The 25371-nt window shown below is 71.6% G+C and carries 22 protein-coding genes and 1 tRNA gene; 16 read left to right on the plus strand and 7 right to left on the minus strand.

The window, feature by feature from the left end; all coding sequences use genetic code 11:
* The first annotated feature begins 32 nt into the window (after positions 1 to 32).
* The 7 genes from AB8A24_RS21565 (at position 33) to AB8A24_RS21595 (ending at position 8999) form a co-directional block, all read left to right on the plus strand.
* Positions 33 to 2321 carry a xanthine dehydrogenase family protein molybdopterin-binding subunit gene (locus tag AB8A24_RS21565; protein WP_369477195.1) on the plus strand — a complete coding sequence of 763 codons (2289 nt, stop codon included), beginning with the start codon at positions 33 to 35 and terminating at the stop codon, positions 2319 to 2321.
* A 159-nt stretch (positions 2322 to 2480) separates the two neighbouring features.
* Entirely contained in the window at positions 2481 to 3032 is a 552-nt protein-coding gene (locus AB8A24_RS21570) for a hypothetical protein (RefSeq protein WP_369477183.1), read from the plus strand.
* Positions 3032 to 4480 (plus strand): WXG100 family type VII secretion target, encoded by a 1449-nt coding sequence (locus tag AB8A24_RS21575; protein WP_369477184.1) that lies wholly within the window; start codon positions 3032 to 3034, stop codon positions 4478 to 4480. Before AB8A24_RS21570 ends, AB8A24_RS21575 begins: the two co-directional genes overlap by 1 nt.
* A gap of 21 nt (positions 4481 to 4501) precedes the next feature.
* Positions 4502 to 5686, plus strand: coding sequence for a type VII secretion-associated serine protease mycosin (gene mycP / locus AB8A24_RS21580; RefSeq protein WP_369477185.1), 1185 nt, complete (start codon positions 4502 to 4504; stop codon positions 5684 to 5686).
* Positions 5687 to 5731: 45 nt separating this feature from the next.
* Entirely contained in the window at positions 5732 to 6163 is a 432-nt protein-coding gene (locus AB8A24_RS21585; protein ID WP_328963189.1) for a hypothetical protein, read from the plus strand.
* A gap of 8 nt (positions 6164 to 6171) precedes the next feature.
* Entirely contained in the window at positions 6172 to 8454 is a 2283-nt protein-coding gene (locus tag AB8A24_RS21590; protein ID WP_328963190.1) for a hypothetical protein, read from the plus strand.
* A complete protein-coding gene (locus AB8A24_RS21595; RefSeq protein ID WP_328963191.1) occupies positions 8451 to 8999 on the plus strand; it encodes a hypothetical protein in 549 nt (182 codons plus the stop codon). Before AB8A24_RS21590 ends, AB8A24_RS21595 begins: the two co-directional genes overlap by 4 nt.
* A gap of 56 nt (positions 9000 to 9055) precedes the next feature.
* Here AB8A24_RS21595 and AB8A24_RS21600 read toward each other — a convergent pair.
* Positions 9056 to 9127, minus strand: a tRNA-Cys gene (locus AB8A24_RS21600).
* A 210-nt stretch (positions 9128 to 9337) separates the two neighbouring features.
* Here AB8A24_RS21600 and AB8A24_RS21605 point away from each other — a divergent pair.
* The 4 genes from AB8A24_RS21605 (at position 9338) to AB8A24_RS21620 (ending at position 13339) form a co-directional block, all read left to right on the plus strand.
* Positions 9338 to 10759, plus strand: coding sequence for an MFS transporter (locus tag AB8A24_RS21605; protein ID WP_369477196.1), 1422 nt, complete (start codon positions 9338 to 9340; stop codon positions 10757 to 10759).
* 51 nt (positions 10760 to 10810) lie between these two features.
* Positions 10811 to 11011 (plus strand): hypothetical protein, encoded by a 201-nt coding sequence (locus AB8A24_RS21610; protein WP_369477186.1) that lies wholly within the window; start codon positions 10811 to 10813, stop codon positions 11009 to 11011.
* Complete coding sequence (locus AB8A24_RS21615; RefSeq protein ID WP_369477187.1) at positions 11008 to 11418, plus strand: type II toxin-antitoxin system death-on-curing family toxin; 411 nt, start codon at positions 11008 to 11010, stop codon at positions 11416 to 11418. The genes AB8A24_RS21610 and AB8A24_RS21615 overlap by 4 nt, the downstream gene beginning before the upstream one ends.
* A gap of 136 nt (positions 11419 to 11554) precedes the next feature.
* Positions 11555 to 13339: a DEAD/DEAH box helicase gene (locus AB8A24_RS21620; RefSeq protein WP_033224487.1), complete on the plus strand. Its 1785-nt coding sequence runs from the start codon at positions 11555 to 11557 to the stop codon at positions 13337 to 13339.
* Between the two features lie 85 nt (positions 13340 to 13424).
* Here the strand turns inward: AB8A24_RS21620 and AB8A24_RS21625 are convergent, their stop codons facing one another.
* On the minus strand, positions 13425 to 14840 hold the full coding sequence (locus AB8A24_RS21625) for a hypothetical protein (protein WP_328963195.1): 1416 nt from the start codon (positions 14838 to 14840) through the stop codon (positions 13425 to 13427).
* A 372-nt stretch (positions 14841 to 15212) separates the two neighbouring features.
* On the opposite strand from AB8A24_RS21625, the gene AB8A24_RS21630 reads away from it, so the two are divergent.
* Together AB8A24_RS21630 and AB8A24_RS21635 are read left to right on the plus strand one after the other, a co-directional pair.
* On the plus strand, positions 15213 to 15854 hold the full coding sequence (locus AB8A24_RS21630; RefSeq protein WP_007264382.1) for an IclR family transcriptional regulator: 642 nt from the start codon (positions 15213 to 15215) through the stop codon (positions 15852 to 15854).
* Positions 15855 to 16112: 258 nt separating this feature from the next.
* On the plus strand, positions 16113 to 16910 hold the full coding sequence (locus AB8A24_RS21635; protein WP_369477190.1) for a S16 family serine protease: 798 nt from the start codon (positions 16113 to 16115) through the stop codon (positions 16908 to 16910).
* Here the strand turns inward: AB8A24_RS21635 and AB8A24_RS21640 are convergent.
* The 3 genes from AB8A24_RS21640 to AB8A24_RS21650 all read right to left on the minus strand — a co-directional run bounded on the left by AB8A24_RS21640 (position 16840) and on the right by AB8A24_RS21650 (position 19442).
* Positions 16840 to 18120: an MFS transporter gene (locus AB8A24_RS21640; protein ID WP_328965961.1), complete on the minus strand. Its 1281-nt coding sequence runs from the start codon at positions 18118 to 18120 to the stop codon at positions 16840 to 16842. The genes AB8A24_RS21635 and AB8A24_RS21640 overlap by 71 nt on opposite strands.
* A gap of 120 nt (positions 18121 to 18240) precedes the next feature.
* Complete coding sequence (locus AB8A24_RS21645) at positions 18241 to 18858, minus strand: helix-turn-helix domain-containing protein (protein ID WP_328963197.1); 618 nt, start codon at positions 18856 to 18858, stop codon at positions 18241 to 18243.
* 104 nt (positions 18859 to 18962) lie between these two features.
* The gene (locus AB8A24_RS21650; protein ID WP_030724270.1) at positions 18963 to 19442 is read right to left on the minus strand and encodes an Lrp/AsnC family transcriptional regulator; all 480 of its coding nucleotides are present in this window, start codon (positions 19440 to 19442) and stop codon (positions 18963 to 18965) included.
* Between the two features lie 142 nt (positions 19443 to 19584).
* On the opposite strand from AB8A24_RS21650, the gene hppD reads away from it, so the two are divergent.
* On the plus strand, positions 19585 to 20730 hold the full coding sequence (gene hppD, locus AB8A24_RS21655) for a 4-hydroxyphenylpyruvate dioxygenase (protein WP_266391801.1): 1146 nt from the start codon (positions 19585 to 19587) through the stop codon (positions 20728 to 20730).
* Positions 20731 to 20853: 123 nt separating this feature from the next.
* Here the strand turns inward: hppD and AB8A24_RS21660 are convergent, their stop codons facing one another.
* Positions 20854 to 22335, minus strand: coding sequence for a tetratricopeptide repeat protein (locus AB8A24_RS21660; protein WP_328963198.1), 1482 nt, complete (start codon positions 22333 to 22335; stop codon positions 20854 to 20856).
* 96 nt (positions 22336 to 22431) lie between these two features.
* Between AB8A24_RS21660 and AB8A24_RS21665 the strand changes: the two genes are divergently transcribed.
* Positions 22432 to 23814, plus strand: coding sequence for an FAD-binding oxidoreductase (locus AB8A24_RS21665; protein WP_266391796.1), 1383 nt, complete (start codon positions 22432 to 22434; stop codon positions 23812 to 23814).
* A gap of 56 nt (positions 23815 to 23870) precedes the next feature.
* On the opposite strand, the gene AB8A24_RS21670 is transcribed toward AB8A24_RS21665, so the two are convergent.
* Entirely contained in the window at positions 23871 to 24350 is a 480-nt protein-coding gene (locus AB8A24_RS21670; RefSeq protein ID WP_328963199.1) for an SsgA family sporulation/cell division regulator, read from the minus strand.
* A 257-nt stretch (positions 24351 to 24607) separates the two neighbouring features.
* On the opposite strand from AB8A24_RS21670, the gene AB8A24_RS21675 reads away from it, so the two are divergent.
* Positions 24608 to 25371, plus strand: a 764-nt coding sequence (locus AB8A24_RS21675; RefSeq protein ID WP_369477192.1) for a DUF2510 domain-containing protein, incomplete at its 3' end; no start/stop codon positions are given.

The raw sequence follows: 25371 nt of genomic DNA on the forward strand, positions 1-25371 counted from the left end.
CGACGACAACGGTCAACCCCACGGTGACGGCCATGGCAGCCCCCGGTTCCGAGGCTTCCGAGCCTCAGGTCCCGCGCGGAATCGGAGCCTCCGTCCCGGCCGCGGACACCCGCGCCAAGACCGAGGGCACCTTCCCCTACGCGGCCGACCTGTGGGCCGAGGGCCTCCTGTGGGCCGCCGTGCTGCGCTCCCCGCACGCCCACGCCCGGATCCTGTCCATCGACACCACGGCCGCCACCGAGATGCCCGGCGTCCGCGCCGTCGTCACCCACGCCGACGTGCCCGGCGCCACCACCCACGGCCGCCGCATCGCCGACCGGCCGGTCTTCGCCCACGACGTCGTACGCCACCACGGCGAGGCCATCGCCGCCGTCGCCGCCGACCACCCGGACACCGCCCGGCTCGCCGCCGCCGCGATCGCCGTCGAGTACGAGCTCCTCGACCCGGTCACCGACCCCGAGCAGTCCTTCGGCGCCCCCGCCCTGCACCCCGACGGCAACCTGATCCGGCACATCCCGCTGCGCTACGGCGACCCGGACGCCACCGGCGAGTTCGTCGTCGAGGGCCTGTACCGGATCGGCCGCCAGGACCCCGCGCCCATCGGCGCCGAGGCCGGACTGGCCGTGCCGCGCCCCGACGGCGGTGTGGAGCTCTACACCGCGTCCACCGACCCGCACACCGACCGCGACCTGGCGGCGGCCTGCTTCGGCCTCGACCCGGACCGGGTCCGCGTCGTCGTCACCGGAGTCCCGGGCGCCACCGCGGACCGCGAGGACGCCGCCTTCCAGCTCCCGCTCGGCCTGCTCGCCCTGCGCACGGGCTGCCCGGTCAAACTGGCCGCCACCCGCGAGGAGTCCTTCCTCGGCCACACCCACCGCCACCCGACCCTGCTGCGCTACCGCCACCACGCGGACGCGGAAGGGCGCCTCGTCAAGGTCGAGGCACAGATCCTCATGGACGGCGGCGCCTACGCCGATGCCTCCTCCGAGTCCCTGGCGGCGGCGGTCGCCTTCGCCTGCGGCCCGTACGTCGTCCCGCACGCCTTCGTCGAGGGCTGGGCGGTACGCACCAACAACCCGCCGTCGGGCCACGTCCGCGGCGAGGGCGCCATGCAGGTGTGCGCCGCGTACGAGGGCCAGATGGACAAGCTCGCGGCCGCCCTCGGCATCGACGGCGCGGAACTGCGCATGCGCAACGTCCTGGCGACCGGAGACCTGCTGCCCACCGGCCAGACCGTGACCTGCCCGGCTCCGGTGGCGGAACTGCTGCGCGCGGTCCGTGACTTCGAACTGCCCGCCCTGCCGAAGGACGCCCCCGAGGACGAGTGGCTGCTGCCGGGCGGCCCGGAGGGCGCGGGCGAGCCGGGCGCGGTACGGCGCGGCGTCGGCTACGGCGTCGGCATGGTCCACATGCTCGGCGCCGAGGGGACCGACGAGGTCTCCACCGCCACCGTGAAGGTGGTGGGCGGCGCGGCCACGGTCATCTGCGCGGCCGTCGACACCGGCCAGGGCTTCGCCACGCTGGCCCGCCAGATCGTCCAGGAGGTCCTGGGCGTCGACGAGGTCACCATGGCCCCGGTGGACACCGACCAGCCGCCGGCCGGCCCGTCGGCGCACGGCCGCCACACATGGGTGTCCGGCGGCGCGGTGGAGCGGGCGGCGAAGATGGTCCGCACCCAGCTCCTCCAGCCGATGGCCCACAAGCTGGGCATGTCGACGGAGCTCCTGCAGATCCAGGACGGCCGGATCACGTCGTACGACGGCGCGTTCTCGATGTCGGTCTCGGAGGCCATGGCGGGCAAGGAACTCTGGGCGACGGCCCAGTGCCGCCCCCACCCCACGGAACCCCTGGACGCGGACGGTCAGGGCGACGCCTTCGTGGGCCTCGCCTTCTGCGCGATCCGCGCGGTGGTGGACGTGGACATCGAACTGGGCTCGGTCCGGGTCGTGGAACTCGCGGTGGCCCAGGACGTGGGCCGCATCCTGAACCCCCGTCAGCTGGAGGCCCGGATCGAGGCCGGCGTCACGCAGGGCGTGGGCGCGGCCCTGACGGAGAACCTCCGCTCGGTCGCCGGCCTGATCCGCCACCCGGACCTGACGGGCTACGCCCTGCCGACGGCGCTGGACGCCCCGGCGGTCCGCATCGTCAAGCTGGTCGAAGAACGCGACGTGGTGGCCCCGTTCGGCGCGAAGGCGGCGAGCGCGGTCCCGGTGGTGACGACCCCGGCGGCGGTGGCCTCGGCGGTCCGCGCGGCCACGGGCCGCCCGGTGAACCGCCTGCCGATCAGGCCGTCCGCGGCGGTCGGTACGCCCAACTCGTGACCGTGTGACCCGCATTGCACGTGCAACCCCGGACTTGGGCCTGTCGGTACCGGTCGCTAGAGTGATCGGTACCGGTGTGCGCGTACGCGCGGACACGGGTGCGAACGGGGACGGGGAGAGGCGCAGGCGCCACTCCTACGGGGAGACGGGGAGGCCAACGTGGCAGACGACAACGGGGCGAGCCAGGTAGCAGCGGCCCTCACGCTGGGGATCGCGGGCCCGATGGGCGCGATCGCGGGAGCGGCCTACAGCGCGGCCACCGCCGCGATGCGGGTCGAGTTCGACTCGCTGAGCGAGTACAAGAAGATGGTCGACGGCTTGTTGGACGAACTCACCGGCTCGGACGCGGACCACAAGAAACTGGCGGACGACAAGCTGCCGGCCGGCAAGCTCGGTAAGGGCTTCGCGGAGGTCGACGCGCTGTTCAAGTCGTACGACACGGTCGTCACGGAGCTGCAGAAGCTCTCGAAGGGTCTGGCGGGGCAGATCGAGGCCCTGGGCATCGCGGTCCTGTCGGCGGGCAAAGGCTACGGCGGCGTGGACGAGGAGGCCAAGCGACGCATGGTGGCCATCGCCAACCAGGCGCACAAGGAGTACGTACCGGAGCGCGACCCGTGGGTGGAGGAGCAGCGCAAGCTGGCGGCAGCCAACCAGCCGACGACGCCCACGACTCCGACTCCGTCGCCCAGCACGTCGGGAGGTACCTACTGATGGCAACGGATTTTGAAGGCTTCACGCATCAGCAGATGCGGGACATGATCGCTTCGCTGGATCCCGCCTCGGTCCAGGCGCGGGCCGATCAGCTGGCGAGCGCCGCCAAGAAGATCAAGGCGATCGGCGTGAAGCTCAAGCAGCACGTCGTGTCCGGCTGGGAGGGCGAGGGAGCCGATGCCTTCCAGGAGTGGGTGGGCCGTGCGGGCAACGCGACGCTGCGCCTGAGCGACTACAGCGCCGAGGGCGGGGACTGGATGGGCAAGGTCGTCCAGAACATGACCGAGGCCACGAAGATGACCGCGGTCGACGCGACCGCGACCAAGAACCTCGCGGCGGCCATCGAGCACCACAACGACCCGGACGCGGCGCAGGTCCGCTCGGAGGCCCAGGCGACGCTGGACGCGGACCACCGCGAGGCGGTGCGCCTGATGACGAACCTGGCGCAGTCGTACCAGCACTCCTCCGATCAGATGAACAAGGCGGAGATCCCGACGTTCCCGCCGCCGCCGGGTTGGTTCGTGCCCGAGCGGAGCGACAGTGAACTTGAAGAAATGGAGAGGCCTGGAGGAGGATTCGGCGGTGGAGCAGGTTCGACCGGTTCCTCGTACACGCCGTCCAGCCCGAGCGGCGGTGCGCCCTCGGATGACACCCGATACGTGCCCGGTCAGCAGCCGCGACCGGACAGCACGCCTCAGTCGGTGCCCGTGTCGCCAATCCCGGACCGCGAGGTGGGCGTAGACCTCGACACCGTCGGCACACTGCCCCCGAACCAGACACTGCCTCCGGTGACGACGACGCCCGGTGGCCCTCTGCCCACCGGCCCCGGCGGTCCTCAGCCCGGGCCCTTCGTGCCCCCTATCGCAATTCCGCCGATCAGCGGAGTGAAGGGGCCGGGTCTCCCCGGAGTGTTCGGCCCCGGCATCTCTGTCCCAGGCACGACCAGCCCCCTCGGCAAGGGCGGCGGCCTGCCGTCCGGCATGCTCCCGCGTGACTCCGGCATCATGGGTGGCCGTCCCGTGACGTCCACCGGCCCCAGCTCAGGTATCCCGCGTGGCACGGTCATCGGCGAAGGCGCCCAGACGGGCCGCCCCATGGGTGGCGGAGGTATGGGCCACGGTGGCGGTGGCGCCCATGGCATCCAGGGAGGCCTCCCTGCCGGACGCCGACTGGCCTCGGAGCCGGGAGGCGTCGTCGGAGGGCGTCAGGCCGGTGCGGTCGGTCGCCCGGTCGGAGGCGGTCAGCCGTTCACCCAGGGCGGTTCGGGTCTCGTGCGCAATGGCTCCGGCGGCGGTGCGGGCATGGGTTCTATGGGCCACGCGGGTGCCAGCACACAGACTCCGGGTAAGCGACGGACCGACCAGGGGGGCGAACGCCCCGACTATTTGGCCGAGGACGAAGAGACCTGGCAGGGCAGCCGTCGTGTTGTCCCGCCGGTGATCGACTGAGCAGAACGGACATTGCACGGGATGCGCATGCGCAAGGCGACCTCGGCCCTGGTGGGTCTGCTGCTGGCTGGGGTCGCCGCGACCCCGGCCCATGCAGAGACCATTCGATCTCAGCAGTGGCATCTCGACGCCATGAAGGCTGACGAGATCTGGAAGGTCAGCACAGGTAAGGGAATTACCGTCGCGGTGATCGATACCGGTGTGAACCGTATCCCGGAGCTCGAAGGGCAGGTTCTTCCCGGCGCGGTCTTCCCTGTCGGCGATGCCGCTGGCGACAAAGACAACGATTATGCGGGTCACGGCACGGGCATGTCCGCGATGATCGCGGGCACCGGAAGACACCCGAGTGGTGATGGCGCTTACGGTCTCGCCCCCGGAGTCAAGATCCTTCCGATCCGCGTGCCTGAGTTGGGGGAGGACGCGAAGGCCCCAGCCAAGGTCGCGGCAATTCGCTATGCGGCAGACTCGGACGCCAAGATCATCAGCATCTCCATGGCTATTGGTGGGAAGCCGGAGGATGATCAGGATCGGGCGGAAGCGGTTAAATACGCCCTCTCCAAGGGGAAACTGGTGTTTGCCGCCGTAGGTAACTTCGGGAATTCGACCAACGAGGTTCTCTACCCTGCCGCTACTCCTGGAGTGGTTGGTGTCGGGGCAGTGGACATGGACGGTAAGCCGACCAGCGAGTCGCAGCACGGCCCCCAGGTGGACATGGCCGCACCTGGCATGGGCATCGTCGCGGCTTGCACCGTCAAGTCGGGGCTGTGCAAGACCCACGGAACCAGTGACGCGACCGCCCTCGCCTCCGCCTCCGCCGCCCTCATCTGGTCCGCCCACCCCGACTGGACCAACAACCAGGTTCTGCGGGTCCTCCTGAACACTGCCGGCAAGCCCAGTGATGGCGTCGAGCGCAATGACTACATCGGTTACGGCATCGTCCGCCCCCGCATCGCGCTTACCAATCCCGGTGACCCCGGCCCCGCCGACGTCTATCCGCTGCCCGACCTCGCGGCGGCCGCGCAAGGGGCCGGCAAGCCCTCCGCGTCCGCCGACGGCAAGGCTCCCGCTGCCGCCGCGTCCAAGCCTGCCGCCCAGGCCGGGGAGAAGAAGAGCGGCAGTGCGCTTCCCTGGATCGGGCTCGGTCTGGCAGCCTGCGTGCTGATCGGTGGAGCCGTGACTGTGGTCGTCGTACGACGTAACCGCTGACCCGGGGCCGATCTGACCTGCACCCTGCCTTCTGGAGTTCACGCGATGTCGTTCGACGAGGAATGGTCGGCGGCTCGCGCCACGGCCACCGCCAGTGTCACCATGCGCCTCAATCAGGTGCCCGCCGATCCCGGCGGTGGTGGCGGTGGCGGTGGTGGTGACCTCGAGCTCAATCAGGACCACATCGGTGCGATCGGCTCCGAGGCGTACAAGCTGCACACGCGCCTGCAGACCGACGGCAAGCACGCCGCCACCGCCACCGCCGAGGCGGCCGGGGCCCTCACCAAGGAGGGCTTCGCGAGCGGGGCGGCGCTGCTCAAGGTCAACAGTGCCTGGGAGAGCCAGGTGAAGACCCTCGTGGCCGCCTGCGCCAACATCTCCAACGGGCTGAACTACTCACTCGCCTCCCACGCCAAGGACGAGCAGCAGCTCCAGGCGGACTTCACCGCATCCGCGATAGACGAATACCTCAAGTAGGCGCCTTCATGCTGACGTACGAGAACGTGATGAACGCGCCCCTGGGCAAGCTCCAGACGGCCGTCACCGACTGGACGGCGATGGCCGGCAAGCTCGACGAGATGGCCGAGGCCGCTCGCAACGGCATGAAGGCGAAGTCCGACAAGGCAGAGTGGAGCGGGGTCACCGCAGGAGTGGCGCGCGGGTTCGTCGACAAGACGGCCAAGGAGTTCGAGGACGCGGCCAAGGCCGCCAAGGGCATGCACCAGGTCCTCGCCGACGCGCACGCGACGTTCAAGGCCGCCCAGGACGAGCTGAAGAAGCTCGCTGCGGAGGCTCCGGCGGCCGGCTTCCAGGTCGATGCCGACGGGCGGGTCACCGCCATCCCGCTGCCCACCGAGGGGGAGCGGAACGCGGCCCGGCACGACCCCGACTACCAGGCGACCCTGAACACGGCCCGCAACGCGTGGCAGTCCCGGATCAACCGGGCGGTCGAGGACGCCCAGGACGCCGACGACTCCCTGGTCCGGGTCCTCCAGGCGAACGTCGCCGACGAACACGACTTCAGCGGACCGAAGTTCACCACCCTCGATGCCGAACAGGTGGCCCGCGCGGCCGATCTGATGAAGAAGGTCACCGGCGAGGGCGGCACGGCCCGCAACGTCGAGGCGCTGCGCGAGCTGGAGGAACTGCTCGACGACAACCGCACGGACCCGGAGTTCTCCACGGGCTTCTACCGGACGATCGGCGCCGAGGGCACGTTGGAGATGTACTCCAAGATGTCCCTCGACGCGACCGGCCTGGGGGCGCCCGGCAAGGACCGCGCGCTGATGGTCGCGAACATCCAGAGCGACATGGGCGCGATGCTCGGACTCGCGACGCACAAGGACGTCCCGAACCACCTCGACGCGGCCTGGACGACCCAGCTGATGAAGGCGGGCCGCAAGGAGATGGCCGTCTACGGCGGCGTGCAGCAGATCTACGGCTACCAGGCCCTGGGCGCGCTGCTGCGCGAGGGCAAGTACGACACGGAGTTCCTCACCTCGGTCGGCCGTGACATGGTCGCCATGGACCGCAAGGATCCGAGGGCCTGGGAGTTCCACACCCCGTACGGGCTGGAGTCGGTCCTCAGCCAGGGCCAGGACGGCCGCGGCTTCTACCCGCTGACCGGCCTGATGGAGGCGCTGGGCAACAACCCGGACGCCGCGACGGCCTTCTTCAACGAGCCGGTCCGTGAGGACAGCAACAAGGACGGCATCGTCACGAAGGACGACAAGCCGGTCTCGGGCCAGCACGGCAAGGAGCAGGGCATGGTCGACTACATGCTCGACAAGAAGCCGTACATGGACAGCTTCGACATCAGCCGGACCGGCGACCTGCACCCTGCCCAGCAGGCGGTCGGCGACGCCCTGATGGCGGCGGTCTCGCACCGCGCCCCGGGTGACGAGGACTCCCCGCCGGTCCCGCACACGAAGGAGATGGCGGCGGTCATGGAGCGGGTCGTCGAGAAGATCGGCGACAAGCCGGAGCTGGTCGACGCGGACCCGAAGGAACCGGACGGGCCGCTGAACGGGCTGTCCGGGCACTTCGGCCAGATGGCGGCCGAGTACATGCCGGACCTCCAGGCCGCCGCGGAGAACGGCAGCGGGACGATCAAGGCCAACGGCGAGATGGCCGAGTTCGACAAGGCCGGCATGGCCCGGTTCATCGGGGCGGTGGGCCAGGATCCGGACGCCTACGGTGCGATGACCACGGCCCAGCGGACCTTCACCACGGCACTGGTCAACGACGTCTTCACCCATCGGGGCGAGTACGACGACGTCGATGCGGCCGTCAAGGTCGCGGTGCACCCCGGCGGACAGATCGCCGGCATGCTGTCCGAGGCCCGCGCGGAGGGCACGTTCGGCGAGAACGCCCACAAGCAGGAGGAGTACGTCAAGGGCGTGGAGGACAACGCCAAGTGGGTCAACCGCGGTATCACCGCGGCGGGCGGCAAGTACCTCGAACTGGTGCCGCTGGCCGGCGACGTCGTCGAATGGCTTCAGGAGGACATCACGGAGAGCGTGGTCGAGGGGGCCCAGAAGGACGCGGCGAAGAAGGTCGAGGACAGCAACCAGAAGGCAGGCGAGGAGTACGTGCGCGCGCAGACCGGCGCGTCCGACTCGGCCGCGGAATCGGTCCGCATCGCAGCCCGCGGATCCGGATTGTCCGAGCGGACCATCGACTCCTACGCGGGTGTCGCGTCCACGGAGACGGCGAACGCCTACTCGGTCGGCCGGGACCTGGTGGCCACCATGAACGGCGGATCATGATGGCCGGTCCTCGTACCCACCGTGCGGTGGTCGCGGTCGCCGTGGGAGCGGCCCTGCTCGCCGGCTGCTCCGACGGCAAGGTGTCGGCGGTGCCCGAGCTCCCCGCGTCCACGTGCTTCGGGGCCTTCACCCCGACGGAACTCGCACCTTTCATGGGTACGGGTGAGGAGGTGCGGGTGGCCGCGCCGGCCGATGCGCGTCTGACCGCCGGCCGCAAGAGCGCGATCTGCAACATCTATGTGGACGGGAAGACCCGGTTCTTCGCGTCGGCGGAGCGCCTGCCACAGGGACAGCATTTCTCCTGGGCTCCCGCGGTCGATGAGCAGAAGCCGGAGCCGCTTCCCTTCGCGGAGAACAGCAAGCTGTGGGACAGCGGTGCCGCGATCTTCCTCTCGTGCAACGGTCCCACCGAGGCCTTCGAGCTCAAGCTGTGGCTCGACGGCTCGACGGAGCAGATCAAGCAGGAGGAACGCCGCCCCTTGTTCACGGGTCTCATGAAGAAGTACCTGGACTTCGCCAGGCAGCAGACCGGGTGCGGCGCCTGAGCCGGAAAAGGCGAAGGCCGTCCAGGGGTGCGCCTGCCCCTGGACGGCCCGCCGCGAAGCCGTGACCGGAATCGAACCGGCGTAACTCGCTTTGCAGGCGAGTCCCTCAACCACTCGGGCACACGGCTGTGTGGTGGTGACACGCATGACGCTACGGGGGCCCGCCGGGCTGGGGAAGGGATGCGCGGCCCGTGCAACGCGACTGCCATGCCGCGTTCACAGTCCGCCGGACCTAGGCCCGGTGGACGAGGGCGGGATCCGTCGAATTGACAGGGTCACTCCGGGGCTACGCACCTTACTCTGGGGCGATGAGCGCCCTTGAACGCCGCGTGCCCGAGATGGTCGTACCGATCCCGCCCCCGCCCCGGGGCGGGATTCTCGGGCCCGCGTACCGGACGCTCAGCATCGGGATCATCTCCGTCGTCTTCCTCATCGCCTTCGAGGCCACCGCCGTCGGCACGGCCATGCCCGTCGCCGCCCGCGAGCTCGACGGGATCGGGCTCTACGCCTTCGCCTTCTCCGCCTACTTCACCACCAGCCTCTTCGGCATGGTCCTGGCCGGCCAGTGGGCCGACAGGCAGGGGCCGCTGCGGCCGCTGACCGTCGGGATCGTCGCCTTCGCCTCCGGGCTGGTGATCTCCGGCACCGCCGGGGTCATGTGGGTGTTCGTACTCGGCCGGGCCGTGCAGGGCTTCGGCGGCGGGCTGGTCATCGTCGCCCTCTACGTCGTCGTCAGCCGGGCCTACGAGGAGCGGCTGCGCCCCGCGATCATGGCGGCCTTCGCCGCGAGCTGGGTGGTCCCCTCGATCGTCGGGCCGCTGGCCTCCGGAACGGTCACCGAGCACCTCGGGTGGCGGTGGGTCTTCCTGGGGATTCCGGCGCTCGTGGTCGTCCCCCTGGTGGTGGCGCTGCCCGCGATACGGCGGACCGCGTCCGGGCCCGTCGACCCCGACGCCCCGCCGGTGGCCTTCGACCGGCGGCGGATCCGGCTGGCCTTCGGCATCTCCGTGGGGGCGGGGCTGCTCCAGTACGCCGCCCAGGACCTGCGGTGGCTCTCGCTCGCGCCGGGCATCGCGGGCGCGGCCCTGCTGGTGCCCGCCGTCCTGGGGCTGCTGCCGCGCGGGACCTACCGGGCGCGGCGCGGGCTGCCGTCCGTGGTGCTGCTGCGCGGGGTCGCCGCCGGGTCGTTCATCGCGGCGGAGAGCTTCGTCCCGCTGATGCTCGTCACCCAGCGGGGGCTGAGCCCGACGATGGCCGGGTTCTCGCTCGCGCTCGGCGGGCTCACCTGGGCGGGCGGCTCGTGGGTGCAGTCCCGGAGCCGGACGGCGCCCTACCGGGAACGGCTGATGATCGGCGGCATGGTGCTGGTGGCGCTGGCCATCGCCGCCGCGCCCGCCGTACTGATCGAATCCGTGCCGGTGTGGACGCTCGCCCTGGCCTGGGCGGTCGGCTGCCTGGGCATGGGCCTGGTGATCGGCTCCACCAGCGTGCTGCTGCTCCAGCTGTCGGCGCCGGAAGAGGCCGGCGCCAACTCGGCCGCGCTGCAGATCTCCGACGCGCTGGCGAACGTGGTGCTGCTGGCCGGCGGGGGCGCCGCCTTCGCCGCGCTGGGCGGCGGCGCCGTCGGTGCCTCCCACGCCCTGACGGACGGGGCGTCGGCCTCGCACCCGGCCGCCTTCGCCGTGGTGTTCCTGCCGATGGCCGCCGTCGCGCTGGTGGGGGCCTGGGTCGCGACCCGGCTGGACCCCGCGGACAGCTGAGCGACGGGAATCCGGATGTGCCACGAGCGGCTGCGGCGTACCGTGCCGACCATGAACGAGTTGATCATCCGGCTGTCCGACACCGAACGGGCGGAGTGCGCCGACCTGGCCGACGCCACCGGCCGGACGCCCGAGGAGCTCGTGCTCGACGCAGTGCGGGCGCTGCTGCGGGCCGAGCGGGACCGGGTCGGGGCCGAGGCGCGCCGGCTCGCAATGCGGCACGCGGCTCTGCTGAAGCGGCTCGGCGAATGAGCACCGCCACGACCCCGGTGCGCCACCTCACGCTCGCCGAGGTCCTCGACCTGGCCCGGCACGCCTGCCTGGCCCAGGACCAGCCGGTGGAGCTGCGCGCCCCCGGACTGCTGGAGTCGGCGGTGCACCGGCCCAGGGCGCGGATGTTCGGGACCCCGGCCTACGAGGACCCGTACGAGCACGCCGCCGCGCTGCTCCACGCCATCGCCACGAACCACCCTCTGGTCGACGGCAACAAGCGCACCGCCTGGCTCGCCGCGGCCACGTTCCTCGCCGTGAACGGCGTCGACCTGGGCGACGCCGACCAGGAGACCGCGTACGGACTGGTGATCGACGTGGCCGCCGGACACGAGAGCGATGTCGCGCGGATCGCCCACCGACTGCGGTCGCTGACCGAAGCGATGTGACGCTCGCCGCACCCGCCGAGGTCACGGGCCTGTCCCTCCGCGAGGGGCGGGCCGGTGCCGGTAGGGTGGCCCGGTTGTCCTACGTACGACTGCCTGCCACCCGTACCAGATACGCCGAGAGCACGAACCGGAGACCGTGACTACTACCGCCTCCCACCATCTCTCACCCGCCTTCCCCGGCCGTGCCCCCTGGGGTACCGCCAACAAGCTGCGTGCCTGGCAGCAGGGGGCGCTCGACCGCTATATCCAGAACCAGCCGCGGGACTTCCTCGCGGTCGCCACGCCCGGCGCCGGCAAGACCACCTTCGCGCTCACCCTCGCCTCCTGGCTGCTGCACCACCACGTCGTCCAGCAGGTGACCGTCGTCGCGCCGACCGAGCACCTGAAGAAGCAGTGGGCGGAGGCGGCCGCGCGGATAGGCATCCGGCTCGACCCCGAGTACTCCGCCGGACCGCTCAGCAAGGACTACCACGGGGTCGCCGTCACCTACGCCGGTGTCGGCGTGCGCCCGATGCTGCACCGCAACCGCTGCGAGCAGCGCAAGACCCTCGTCATCCTCGACGAGATCCATCACGCCGGTGACTCGAAGTCCTGGGGCGAGGCCTGCCTGGAGGCCTTCGACCCGGCGACCCGGCGCCTGGCCCTGACCGGTACGCCCTTCCGGTCCGACACGAACCCGATCCCCTTCGTCACGTACGAGGAGGGGAACGACGGGATCCGGCGGTCCTCCGCCGACTACACCTACGGCTACGGCAACGCGCTCGGCGACGGCGTCGTCCGGCCGGTCATCTTCCTCTCCTACAGCGGCAACATGCGCTGGCGGACCAAGGCCGGCGACGAGATCGCCGCCCGGCTCGGCGAACCGATGACCAAGGACGCCATCTCCCAGGCCTGGCGCACCGCGCTGGACCCGCGCGGCGACTGGATGCCGAACGTGCTGCGCGCCGCCGACCAGCGGCTGACGGAGGTCAGGAAGGGCATCCCGGACGCCGGTGGCCTCGTCATCGCCTCCGACCAGGACTCGGCGCGCGCCTACGCCAAGCTGCTCCGGGAGATCACCGGCACGAAGGCGACCGTCGTGCTCTCCGACGACACCGGCGCGTCCAAGCGGATCGACGAGTTCAGCGAGGACGGCAGCCGCTGGATGGTCGCGGTCCGCATGGTGTCCGAGGGCGTCGACGTACCGCGCCTCGCGGTGGGCGTCTACGCCACCACCATCTCGACGCCGCTGTTCTTCGCGCAGGCCGTCGGCCGCTTCGTGCGATCGCGCAGGCGCGGCGAGACCGCGTCCGTGTTCCTTCCGACCATTCCCTATCTCCTCGGCTTCGCCAACGAGATGGAGGTCGAGCGCGACCACGTCCTCGACAAGCCGAAGAAGCAGGGCGAGGAGGATCCGTACGCCGAGTCCGAGAAGGAGATGGACGAGGCGAACAAGCAGGAGGACGAGGACACCGGCGAGGAAGAGCAGATGTCCTTCGAGGCGCTGGAGTCCGACGCGGTCTTCGACCGGGTCCTCTACGACGGCGCCGAGTTCGGCATGCAGGCGCACCCGGGCAGCGAGGAGGAGCAGGACTACCTCGGCATCCCCGGACTGCTGGAGCCCGACCAGGTGCAGATGCTGCTGCAGAAGCGACAGTCGCGGCAGATCGCGCACAGCCGGCGCAAGCCGGACGCGGAGGCGGACCTGCTGGAGCTGCCGGCCGACCGGCGGCCCGTGGTCTCGCACAAGGAGCTGCTGGAGCTGCGCAAGTCGCTGAACACGATGGTGGGCGCCTACGTCCACCAGACCGGGAAGCCGCACGGGGTGATCCACACGGAGCTGCGCCGGGTGTGCGGCGGTCCGCCGAGCGCGGAGGCGACCGCGGGGCAGCTGCGCGAGCGGATCAAGAAGGTGCAGGAGTGGGCCACCCGCATGCGGTGAGTCCGTAGGCGAGGGGGACGGGGTCCGTGCGGAGGTTCGCACGGACCCCGTCCGCCGTTACGCGGTACGCGGGTACGCGTCGTCGTTACGCGGTGGGGCGGCGACGGCGGCCGGTGCCGGCGACCAGGGCCGCGCCCATGGCGAGCGCCACGCCGGCGCCACCGAGGGCCCAGCTGGTGGCCGCGTCGGAGCCGGTCTCGGCCAGCTGCCCACCGGCGGTGGACTTCGTGCCGGTGCCGGTGCCGGTGCCGGTGCCGCTTCCGTTCCCGGTGCCCGTGCCGTTCCCGTCGACGATCGGCTTGGCGCCGCCGTCGGGGGTGGGCTGGTTGCCGGTGCTCGCCGCGTTGATCGAGGTGTGGGCGAAGGACACCTCGGAGCTGATGTCGTCCACGCCGTGGTCGTCCGCGAACACGACGGCGAAGACCTTGCCGACCGGGGCGTCCTTGCTGAACTTGGCCCGCAGCTGGACGTCGAACTTCGCGTTCGCGCCGACGGCGCGGTCGAAGATCGTGCCGGCGAGCTGACCGGACGGGTCCTTCTCGGCGGGGATCCAGCGCCCGCCGTCCCAGATCTCCAGGTCGAGGTGCTTGGCCTTGAGGTTGCTGACGGCGTTGTCGAAGAAGATCATGAAGCCGTACTCGTCGATCTTCTTCTTGCCGGTGTTGTCGACGTTCACGGAGAACGGCTGCCAACCGCCGCCGGCCGTGAAGCCGCCCGCCGGCAGGCCCGACACCGAGACCTCCGGGCCGGTGTTCTCCTCCTGCCCGTCGCCGATGACCCTGGACTCGTACCGGACGCGGTCCCCGGTGCCGCCCTCGGCGGTCGTGGACAGGGAGAAACGGGAGGGCGGGGTGTCCTTGCCGAACTTCATCCGAAGCTTGAGGTCGAAGACCTCGTTCTTTTCGACATCGACATCGGCGAGGCTGAAGGAGTAGACCTCCTCGGATCCGTCCGCCTCGACCGCGTGCCAGCCCCAGGTGCCCTTGGAGTCGGGCGCGTAGATCTCGGCCTGGATGTCGCCCGACTCCCAGCCGAAGGTGTCGAGCGTCCACAGGACCAGTTCGAGCGAGTGGTCGTCGACCGCCGGGCGGCCGGAGTTGTCGACGTGCAGCGAGAACTGGCTCCAGCCGCCGCCCGCCGTGAACGCGGCGGGCAGCCCGTCCAGGGTCAGCTTCGGACCGGCTGCGGCGACCTGCTCCGCGGCCTTCTTGGCGTCCTTCTTCTCTTCCTTCTTCTCGGCCTTGGACCCCTCGGCCGGCTGCTGCTGCGGCTGCTGGGCCTCCGGGGCCTGCGGCTGCTGGGCGGACCCGGGCTGCTGGGCCTCGGGCGCCTGCGTCCCGGTGGTCTCCCCGGTCGCCGGTGCCGCGTCGTCCTTCGGGGCCGCGTCCGGGGTCGTGACCGCCGGGTTGGCGACCTCGTCGGCCATCGCGGGCGTGGCCATCAGGATCGTCGGACCCACCACCGCGGCGGCGGCCACGACGGCAATGCGCTTGAGCTTCATGTGCTGCTTCCCCCTCATGAGGCTCCGGGTGCGCGTGAGCGCATCCCCCCTGGAGCCGATCTCCATAGTTTTGAACATGCTCAGAGTAATGGGGCGGTAAAGGCACCCTGTGGCAAACGAGGTCACGAATTGACACCGAGGTCGATCAGGAAACGGCACAAACAGGTAGCACGCGCCCGGATTCTGGACGAGCCCTTCCGCTGAGCGGACCTGCTCGCTACTGTCCCCGCATCAAACGCACCGTGGCAGCGCCGCCGCGGGAGCGCAGCCGGTGCATTGGCCGCTACCGGCGGCCTCTCCGTGCGTCGCCGCGGGACCGGCGACGTGCCACCCCGAGAGTCACCGCCGCTCACCGAAAGAGGGCGAGGCGTCGTGACCGCGGAAACCTCCCAGACTCTCGACAGAGGGCTCAGAGTCCTCAAACTGCTCGCCGACACCGACCACGGTCTGACCGTCACCGAGCTCTCCAACCGCCTCGGTGTGAACCGCACCGTGGTCTACCGGCTCCTCGCGACCCTCGAACAGCACGCCCTGGTCCGCCGTGACCTCGGCGGCCGGGCCCGCGTCGGGCTCGGAGTGCTGCGGCTGGGCCGACAGGTCCACCCGCTCGTGCGCGAGGCCGCCCTGCCCGCGCTGCGGTCCCTCGCCGAGGACATAGGCGCCACCGCGCACCTGACCCTCGTCGACGGCACCGAGGCGCTCGCCGTCGCCGTCGTGGAGCCGACCTGGACGGACTACCACGTGGCCTACCGGGCCGGCTTCCGCCACCCGCTGGACCGCGGGGCCGCCGGGCGGGCCATCCTGGCGGCCCGTCAGGGCTCCTTGATCGAGCCGGGGTACACGCTGACCCACGGGGAGCTGGAAGCGGGCGCCAGTGGCGCCGCAGCGCCGCTCGTGGGCATCACCGGGCTGGAAGGCAGCGTCGGCGTCGTCATGCTGGCGGACGCGGTGCCGGAGCGGGTCGGGCCGCGGGTGGTCGACGCGGCGCGGGAAGTCGCCGACGCCCTTCGCTAAGCCGCGGGCTCGGCGGATCCGTGCCGGGTGGCGGTTCGCTGCCGGGTGCGGCGCCGTCGCCGGGGGCGCTGCCCCCGGACCCCCGCGCCTCGAACGCCGGCGGGGCTGAAAGAGCGCCTCAAGCGCCGGCGGGGCTGAAAGACAAGCGCCGGCGGGGCCGGAAGATCGCCTCATGCACCGGCGGGGTTGAGGGATCGCCTCGAGCGCCGGTGGGGCCGGAATGGTCGGTGGGGCTGAGGGGGCGGATAGATTGGGCGGGTGCTCTCACGCCTCACACGTCTGCCGCGTCCCGCCGCCCTGGCCGTCTGCGCCGTGCCCGTGCTCGGGCTGTTCGCCGCCGCCGCCTTCGCGCCGCTGCCCTTCGTGGTCGCCATCCCCGGGCTGACGGCCGACGTACTGGGCTCCGACCAGGGCAAGCCGGTCATCACCGTGACCGGTGCCCCCGTCCGGGACACCAAGGGTGAGCTGCGGATGACCACCATCCGGGCCACCGGCCCGTCCTCGACGATGAAGCTGCACGAGCTCATCGGCCACTGGTTCAAGACCGATCAGGCGGTCATGCCCAGGGAGGCCGTCTACTCCTCGGGCGGAAGCGACGAGGAGATCGAGAAGCACAACCTGGAGGAGATGGCGAAGTCGCAGTCGGCCGCCACCGACGCGGCCCTCGGCTTTCTCCACAAGGACCCCAAGGACGTGAAGGTCGACCTCAACCTCGCCGACGTCGGCGGCCCGAGCGCCGGGCTCCTCTTCTCCCTCGGCATCGTCGACAAGCTCGACGGTGACGGCAGCGGCGGCGATCTCACCGGCGGCCGCAGCGTCGCCGGTACCGGCACCATCACCGCCGACGGCTCGGTCGGCGCGGTCGGCGGGGTGGCCCTGAAGACCCAGGCCGCGCGGCGCGACGGGGCGAGCGTGTTCCTCGTACCGAAGGCCGAGTGCGCGGACGCCCTGTCGGAGCTCCCCGAGGGGCTGCGGCTGGTCCCCGTCACCTCGCTGACGGATGCGGTGAACTCGCTTCGCGCGCTGAACCGGGGAGAGCCGGCTCCGTCCTGCTGACGTCCGGCCCACTGTCCAGTCCGCGCCAGGTCGGGAAGACCATCGGGGCGAGCGTCGTCAGCAGGTACGTGCCGCCGAACAGCAGCAGCGCCGTCGTGACCCCGAACCCGTCGACCAGCAGACCCGCGGCGAGTCCGCCCATCGGCATGGTCAGCTCGCAGCCCGCCGTGGCCACACCCGAGACGCGACTGCGCAGCGCCTCCGGCACCCGCTCGTACATGACGGTGGTCAGGATCGGGTTGAGCATGCCCGCGCCCAGGCCGGCCAGGGCCATCGTCACCGCGAGAGGCAGGGTCGTGTCGGTGAGGGCGGCCACCACGTACCGGGTCGCCCCGGACAGCAGGAAGGCCGCCGTGAACACCGCGCGGCGCGGGAAGCGCTCGCCCCACATCCCGTAGAGCAGGGCGCCGAGCAGCGCGAAGCCGCCGAAGAGGGAGATCATCAGGCCGATCGCGGTGGCGCCGCCGAGGTCCTCCCGGCCGTGCACCGGCAGCAGTACCGAGGACCAGCCCTGATCCAGCCCGTTGGTCATCATGACCATGACCGTGACGCCCAGCAGCAGCCGGGTGCGGGTCATGAAGGCCCAGCCCTCGGCGAGTTCGGCGCGGTAGGCCCCGAAGGACACCTTCCCGGAGGTGCGTTGCGGTTCGGCGGCCGGCACCCCGCGCAGGAAGGCGGTGACCAGCAGTGCCGACGCCCCGAAGGTGGCCGCGTCCAGCAGCAGTACGGTCTCGGCGCCGAACGCCACGATGAGCAGGCCCGCCACCGCGGCCCCGGTCATCCGGGCGCCGCGCGAGACCGCGTCGTAGAGGCCGGCGGCCCGGGTGATGGTGGTGCCGGCGTGCTCGGCGAGATTCGGCAGGAGCACGGCGCGGGCGGTCAGGCCCGGGGTGTGCACGAGGCCGCCGACGGCCATCAGCGCGCACAGCATCCAGAACTGCAGCACGCCCGCGTAGTGCAGCAGCGGGATCGCGCCGACCGACAGGCCGCTGATCAGGTCGGAGGCGACGGAGACCCTGCGGCGGCCGATCCGGTCGATGACCGGTCCGCCGACCAGGGCGGCCACGATGACGGGCAGGGTGGCGCAGAAGGCCACGACCCCGGCCCGGCCGGCGCTGTCCGTGGTCTGGAGCACGAACCACGGGACACCGATGAGGGTGAGTGAACTCCCGGCGATGGAGATGGTGTTGGCGGCCAGTACGCCGACCAGCGGGCGCTTGTCCGTACGGCGCTCCGCGCGCGGCGGCCCGTCGGGGATTAAGGCGTGCACAGCAGGACTCCTGGGATCGGTGGGTGGGCGGAGGGGGGAGCGGTGGGTGCGGCGGCGCCGCTACCGCGCGGCCTCGCGCGGGAAGGCGTGCGTGTGGAAGCGGACCGCCTTCGTGTCCTGCGAGGACGGCAGATCGCGGTAGCTGTTGATCAGATCGTGCATCTTGTGGATCAGCTCGTGGCTCTGCTCGGCGGTCAGGTGCAGGGTGAAGTCGCTCATGTCCGCGCCTCTGCGCCACTCCTGGGGCCAGTTGTGGGCGTTGCCGAGCCAGGTGCTCAGCTCCTGCGTGTGGATCGTCGCGATCTCGTGCAGGAAGAGGTTCGCCGCACCGCGCACGGCCGGGTCCTCGTCGAGGGTCAGCGTCTCGTCGAACGCCGTGCCGTCGTACACGGCCCGCCACCAGCGCTCGCGGCCCTTGCCGTGCTCGGGCGCGTCCTCGACGAACCCGTGCGCCGCGAGCTGGCGCAGGTGGTAGCTGGTGGCCCCGCTCGACTCCCCGAGGCGGTCGGCCAGTTGGGAGGCGGTCGCGGGGCCGTCGTGGCGCAGGGCGGCCAGCAGTCGCATGCGCAAGGGGTGGGCGAGGCCGCGCAGTGAACGGGCGTCGAGCGTACGGACGTTGGGCTCGGCGGGCTTCACGGGCTCGGCGGGGCCTGCGGGTTGTGCGGGCGTTTCGGGCATGGCTCGACGATAGAGTTGCAAAGAATTCCATGCAAGGGTTTCTTTGCAATCTCTTCTTCGGAAGTCCGCCCCGGTCCTTCCCGGCTCCTCCCTGGTCGGCGCCGTCAGGCCCGGGTGTCGTCCTCCGCGGCCTGCTCCACCAGCGGGATGATCCGCAGCGGTACGGGGTTCTCCATCACGATCGCCGTCGAGGCCCGCACGATCCCCTCGAAGCCGACGACGCGGTCGATCACCCGCTGGAGGTCGGCGTTGGACCGGGCCACCAGCCGGCACAGCATGTCCCCGTGCCCGGTGGTGGTGTGCAGCTCCAGCACCTCCGGCACCCCGTTCAGGTGCGCCCGTACGTCCGCCCCCTGCCCCTGCTTGATCTCCAGCGTCGCGAACGCGGTCACCGGATACCCGAGGGCCGTCGGGTCGACCTGCGGGCCGAACCCGCGGATGACCCCGCTCGACTGGAGCCGGTCCAGGCGCGCCTGGACGGTCCCGCGGGCCACCCCGAGCCGCCGCGACGCCTCCAGGACCCCGATCCGGGGCTCGCGGGCGAGCAGGACGATGAGCCGGCCGTCGAGTTCGTCGATGCCCATGGATGCCTCCGGGTGCCCACGCGTGCTCGCGGGTGGTCATAGTGCACAGATGTTTCACACAGCCTGCGGTCATCCTGGGCAGTTTGTACAGCCAATCAGGAAACTATTGCGCAGCTTGTGGATCGGCGGGACTCTGCGTCTCATGACTGAGACCCTCGACACCACCCCGCACACCGCGCGTGAGGCAGACCCCTTCCCGGTGAAGGGCATGGACGCGGTCGTCTTCGCCGTCGGCAACGCCAAGCAGGCCGCGCACTACTACTCGACCGCCTTCGGCATGAAGCTCGTGGCCTACTCCGGACCGGAGACCGGCTCCCGCGAGACCGCCAGCTACGTCCTGACCAACGGCTCCGCGCGCTTCGTGCTGACCTCGGTCATCAAGGCGACGACCGACCACGGCCGCTTCCTCGCCGAGCACGTCGCCGAGCACGGCGACGGCGTGATCGACCTCGCCATCGAGGTCCCGGACGTCCGCGCGGCGTACGCGTACGCCGTCGAGCAGGGCGCCCGCGGGCTGGACGAGCCGTACGAGGTCAAGGACGAGAACGGCACGGTCGTCCTCGCCGCGATCGCGACCTACGGCCAGACCCGCCACACGCTGGTCGAGCGCGGTGACTACACCGGCCCGTACCTGCCGGGCTACGAGGCCGTCGAGCCGATGGTGGCGCCCCCGGCCAAGCGCACCTTCCAGGCGATCGACCACTGCGTCGGCAACGTCGAGCTCGGCCGGATGAACGAGTGGGTCGCGTTCTACAACAAGGTCATGGGCTTCACGAACATGAAGGAGTTCGTGGGCGACGACATCGCGACCGAGTACTCGGCGCTGATGTCCAAGGTGGTCGCGGACGGCACCAAGAAGGTCAAGTTCCCGATCAACGAGCCGGCGATCGCGAAGAAGAAGTCGCAGATCGACGAGTACCTGGAGTTCTACAACGGCCCCGGTGTCCAGCACATCGCGCTGGCCTCGAACGACATCGTCTCGACGGTCCGCACGATGCGCGCGGCGGGCGTCCAGTTCCTGTCCGTCCCGGACACGTACTACGACACCCTCGGCGAGTGGGTCGGCGACACCCGGGTGCCGATCGACGAGCTGCGTGAGCTGAAGATCCTCGCCGACCGCGACGAGGACGGCTACCTGCTGCAGATCTTCACCAAGCCGGTGCAGGACCGCCCGACGGTCTTCTTCGAGATCATCGAGCGGCACGGCTCGATGGGCTTCGGCAAGGGCAACTTCAAGGCGCTGTTCGAGGCGATCGAGCGCGAGCAGGACAAGCGCGGCAACCTCTAGCCGCCGGCACGGCCCGAGGGGGGCCTGGCGCCGCACCCGTGCACGGGTGCGGCGCCGCCGTGCTTTCCGGGGCTCCGTCCTCAGGCCGCCGCTCCTCGAACGCCGGCGAGGCCGAGATTCCGCTCAGCGACCCGACGGGGTCGGCTTCGGCTTCGCGGCCTTCGGGAGTTCCGGTTCCACCCAGGGGGCCGTCGGGCGGATGTTCTCGGGGCCGCCCGGCGCCGGCTGGGCGATCGACGCCAAGGCCTGCTTCGCCAGCGGCCCGCGCAGCGGCGAGAAGTGCGGGTTCGTCCGCATGGCCTCCTGGAGGTGGCGGCGGGCCGCCTCCTCGTCACCGAGGCCCTGTTCGATCATCGCCCGGTGGTAGGCGAAATCGGCGCTGCGCAGCCCCGGTTCCGTGGCCTTCTTCGCGTACTCCAGCGCCGCCGTGTCGTCGCCGCTCCGGTGCAGCGCCCACCCCAACGCGTCCGCGACCTGCACGCTCTTGTGCCGCGACCACTCCTGCGACAGGCGCCGCACCGCCGCCACCGCATCTGCGTGGTCCGCCTCGTACAGCCCGAGGAGCACCGCGTCGTCGACCCCGTTCGCGCTGTCCCGGGCCACCATCGTGGTCAACGCCTCGTACTGGGTGCGCGCCTCCTGGGGCCGCCCCAGCGCGTCCAGCAGTTCGCCCAGCTCCCGCGCCAGCTGCGGCATCGCGGACCGGCCCAGCGCCATCCGGTAGTCCCGGACCGCCTCCCCGCCCCGGCCCAGCGCGGCCAGCGCGCGGGCCCGGCCGCCCAGCGCCTCCGCCTGCGCCGGATCCGTCCGCAGCGCGCCCTCGTACTGCCGCAGCGCCTCGGCCGCGTCGCCCCGCTCCCAGGACAGCTCCCCGAGACGGAACAGCGCGTACGCCTTCTCCGCCGGGGTCTTCGCCGCGCCCGCCGCGTGCTCCATCGCCACCACCGCGTCCTCGCGCCAGCCGCGGTCCCGGTAGACCTGCGAGGCCCTGACGTACGCGGCCAGGCCCGGCCGCATGTCCAGCAGCAGCTCCATCGCCTTCTGCGCGCCCTTGTAGTCGCCGAGCCCGGTGTACGCGTCCACCAGCACCGGGTACGCCCCCCACCGCTTGGGCGCCTGCGCCCGTACGAGCTCGCCCCACTTGCGGGCCGTCCCGAAGTCCCGCCGGGCATTGGCCAGCGCGCCCATGCCCGTCATCGCGTCGAAGTTGCCCTTCTCGGCCGGGCGGATCCCCAGCGAACGCTTCAGGGCCCTCTCCGCCTTCGGATACCAGCCGGATTCGGCCGTCCGCCGCGCCTGTTCGAGGTACGCGGAGCCGAGCACCGCCCACGAGGCGTCATCGTCCGGGTGCGCCGCGAGCCACTTCTCCCGGTCGGCGACCAGCGCCGTCAGGTCCACCGCCGCCGCGGGCGCGCCCATGCCCACCGCCGACGCGGCACGCTCGCTCGGCTCCGGCGGACGGGCGTCGTCATCGGTCCTGGCGGGCCGGATCAGCAGGGCCCCGGCGATCAGGACCACGGCGACCGCGGCCGCCACGAGCGTCTTGCGGCCGGTGAAGGTCACGGGCGGCGCCGGCGTCTGCGATTCCTCGTCGATACGGTCCATGGGGTCACTGTGCGTCAATATGAAGAGTTCGCGGAGGTGTCCGAAGGGGAGCGCGGTCGTGTTCACACCGATGGCCCCGGCTGCCACGCTGGTCCCATGGATGACGATCTCTTCGCACGTCTGCGGGCCGGCCTGCTCGAAGGGCTCCCCGCCGAGGCACTGCTCACCGATCCCCAGGTGACCACCTCCTACGCCACCGACATGGCCAGCTTCTGCGCCGCCGGCACGCCGGCCGCCGTCGTCCTGCCCCGGACCGTGGAGCAGGTCCAGCACGTCCTGCGCACCGCCACAGCCCTACGGATCCCCGTGGTCCCGCAGGGGGCCCGGACGGGCCTGTCGGGCGGCGCCAACGCCTCCGACGGCTGCATCGTGCTCTCGCTCGTCAAGATGGACCGGATCCTGGAGATCAGCGCCGTCGACCGGATCGCCGTGGTCGAGCCGGGCGTGGTGAACGCCGTGCTCTCGCGCGAGGTCGCCCGCCAAGGCCTGTACTACCCGCCCGATCCCTCCAGCTGGGAGCAGTGCACCATCGGCGGCAACATCGGCACCGCCTCGGGCGGCCTGTGCTGCGTCAAGTACGGGGTCACCGCCGAGTACGTGCTCGGCCTCGACGTGGTCCTGGCCGACGGGCGGCTGCTGCGCACGGGCCGGCGTACCGCCAAGGGCGTGGCCGGCTACGACCTGACCCGGCTCTTCGTGGGCTCCGAGGGCAGCCTGGGCGTGGTCGTCCAGGCCGTCCTCGCCCTGCGGCCGGCGCCGCCCCGGCAGTTGGCGCTGGCCGCCGAGTTCCCGTCCGTGGCGGCCGCCTGCGAGGCCGTCTGCGCCGTCATGGAGGCGGGCCTGACCCCCTCGCTGCTGGAGCTGATGGACCGGACGACCGTCCGGGCCGTCAACGCCCTCGGGAAGATGGGGTTGCCCGAGGCCACCGAGGCCCTCCTGCTGGCCGCCTTCGACACCCCGCACGCCCCCGAGGACCTCGCGGCCGTCGGCGAGCTGTGCACGGCCGCCGGAGCCACCGCCGTCGTGCCCGCCGAGGACGAGGCGGAGTCCGAACTGCTGCTCCAGGCGCGGCGGATGTCCTTCCCCGCGCTGGAGGCGCTGCGGCCGGCGACGATGATCGACGACGTGTGCGTACCGCGCTCGAAGCTCGGCGAGATGCTGGACGGTACGGCCGCCATCGCCCGCGCCCAGGACCTGCTCATCGGGGTCTGCGCGCACGCCGGGGACGGCAACACCCACCCGATCGTCTGCTTCGACCCCGCGGACGAGGACGAGACGCGGCGGGCCCGCGAGTCCTTCGGCGAGATCATGGCGCTGGGCCTCTCCCTGGGCGGGACCATCACCGGCGAACACGGGGTCGGTGTGCTGAAGAAGGAGTGGCTGGCCCGCGAACTCGGCCCGGTGGGGCTGGAGATGCAACGGGCCGTCAAGCAGGCCTTCGACCCGCTCGGGCTGCTCAATCCCGGCAAGCTCTTCTGACACCTCGGCCAGGCCGCCCCGGCCGCCCCGGCCACCCCGGGCGCGGTCGCCCGGCCTCACAGGTCCGCGTCCCCCGACTCGTCCGACGGCCACGGGTCGCGCAGCCACAGGTCGTCGGCCGGGGTCGGGGTGAGCAGCTCGGCCAGCGCGGCGTCCAGGCCGAGCCGCTCGGTCTCGGTGCCGGGCGGAACGACGCGCAGCGTGCGCTCCAGCCAGGCCGACACCGAGCCGGCGGGAGCCTCCAGGAGGGCGTCGCCGTCGGGGGAGGTGAGCGCCATGCAGAGCACGGCCTTGTTGTCGACCTTCGTGGGCCAGATCCGGACGTCGCCGTGGCCGCAGGGGCGGAACACCCCCTCGACCAGCAGCTCGCGGGCGAACGTCCAGTTGACGGGGGTGTTCGAGCCGGTGTGGAAGGTGATGTGGACGGCGTACGGGTCGTGCGTGACGTAGAGCAGCCGGGCGGGTACGGCGATGCTGCGCTCGGGGGACAGGACCAGCTTCAGTTCCAGCTCGCGCTCGATGACGGGGTGGTGCATGACGGCCTCACTTCGGTTCGGTGCGCGGGGCCGGACGGTGCCCCACACCCGGAGAGAGCGGCAGTGTGCCCGGGTATGACGCGACTTCGGGCAGCGAACCGGAGATTGGCCGATTTCTTTCGGCTGACCGAAAACCGTCGTGCAGGGTGACGTTCGCTCGTTTGCTTGGATTCTCCCGTTACCGGACCTGTCGGGGGGCGGTTCTTGGCTATGGTCCTCCCTTGCACAAGCCTCAAGCCACGATCGGAGTTGGGGACATGACGGCCTCCCCTGGTGACGGCGAGCACGCGGCCCGCGAGGGCTACTACCCGGATCCGTCCATCCCGGGGTACATCCGCTACTGGAACGGAGCGGCCTGGGTTCCGGGTACGAGCCGCCCTGCCCCGCAGCAGGCACCGGTCGCGCAGGCCGCTCCCGCACCGGCACCCGCCCCCGCCGTCGCACCCGCGGCACCTGCCGTACCCATGGTTCGCGGCGGGCAGGCCGTGCGTGCCGACGAGACGGGGCCGGTGTTCCTCGACGAGACCTCCATGACCGAGGCGCTGCCGGAACCCGTTCCCGCGCCCGTTCCCGCGCCCGTGGCCGTCGCCGAGCCCGTGGTGTGGCAGGCCGACCCCGTGCACCAGGCCGGCTTCGGCGGGCCCCGCGACCACCGGGTGTCGTGGGGCAGCGCGCCGGATCCGGAACCCGCCGCACAGCCCGCTCCGCGGCCCGAACCGGAACCGGAACCGGAACCGGAACCGTCACCACGGTCGGCGGGCATCTCCCTGGCCCGCACGGCCGCCGCCGCGGCGGCGCCCGCGGCGGCCCCCGCGAGACTTCCCGAGCAGGCCTCCGCGGGGATCCTGTCGGTGCGCTCACCGGCCGCCCAGACCCCGGCCGCCCAGACCCCGGCTCCGGCCCAGACCCCGGCCTGGCCCGACGCCCCCGGGGCCGGCGGTCCCGGCGGGTCCGGGCTCACCTCCTCCTGGCCCGAGGCGGTCGCCGCCCCCGCCCCGGCCTCCGCGCCCACCCCGGCGCC

The sequence above is a fragment of the Streptomyces sp. BF23-19 genome (assembly GCF_041106355.1).
In the GTDB taxonomy this organism is placed as follows: Bacteria; Actinomycetota; Actinomycetes; order Streptomycetales; family Streptomycetaceae; genus Streptomyces; species Streptomyces virginiae_A.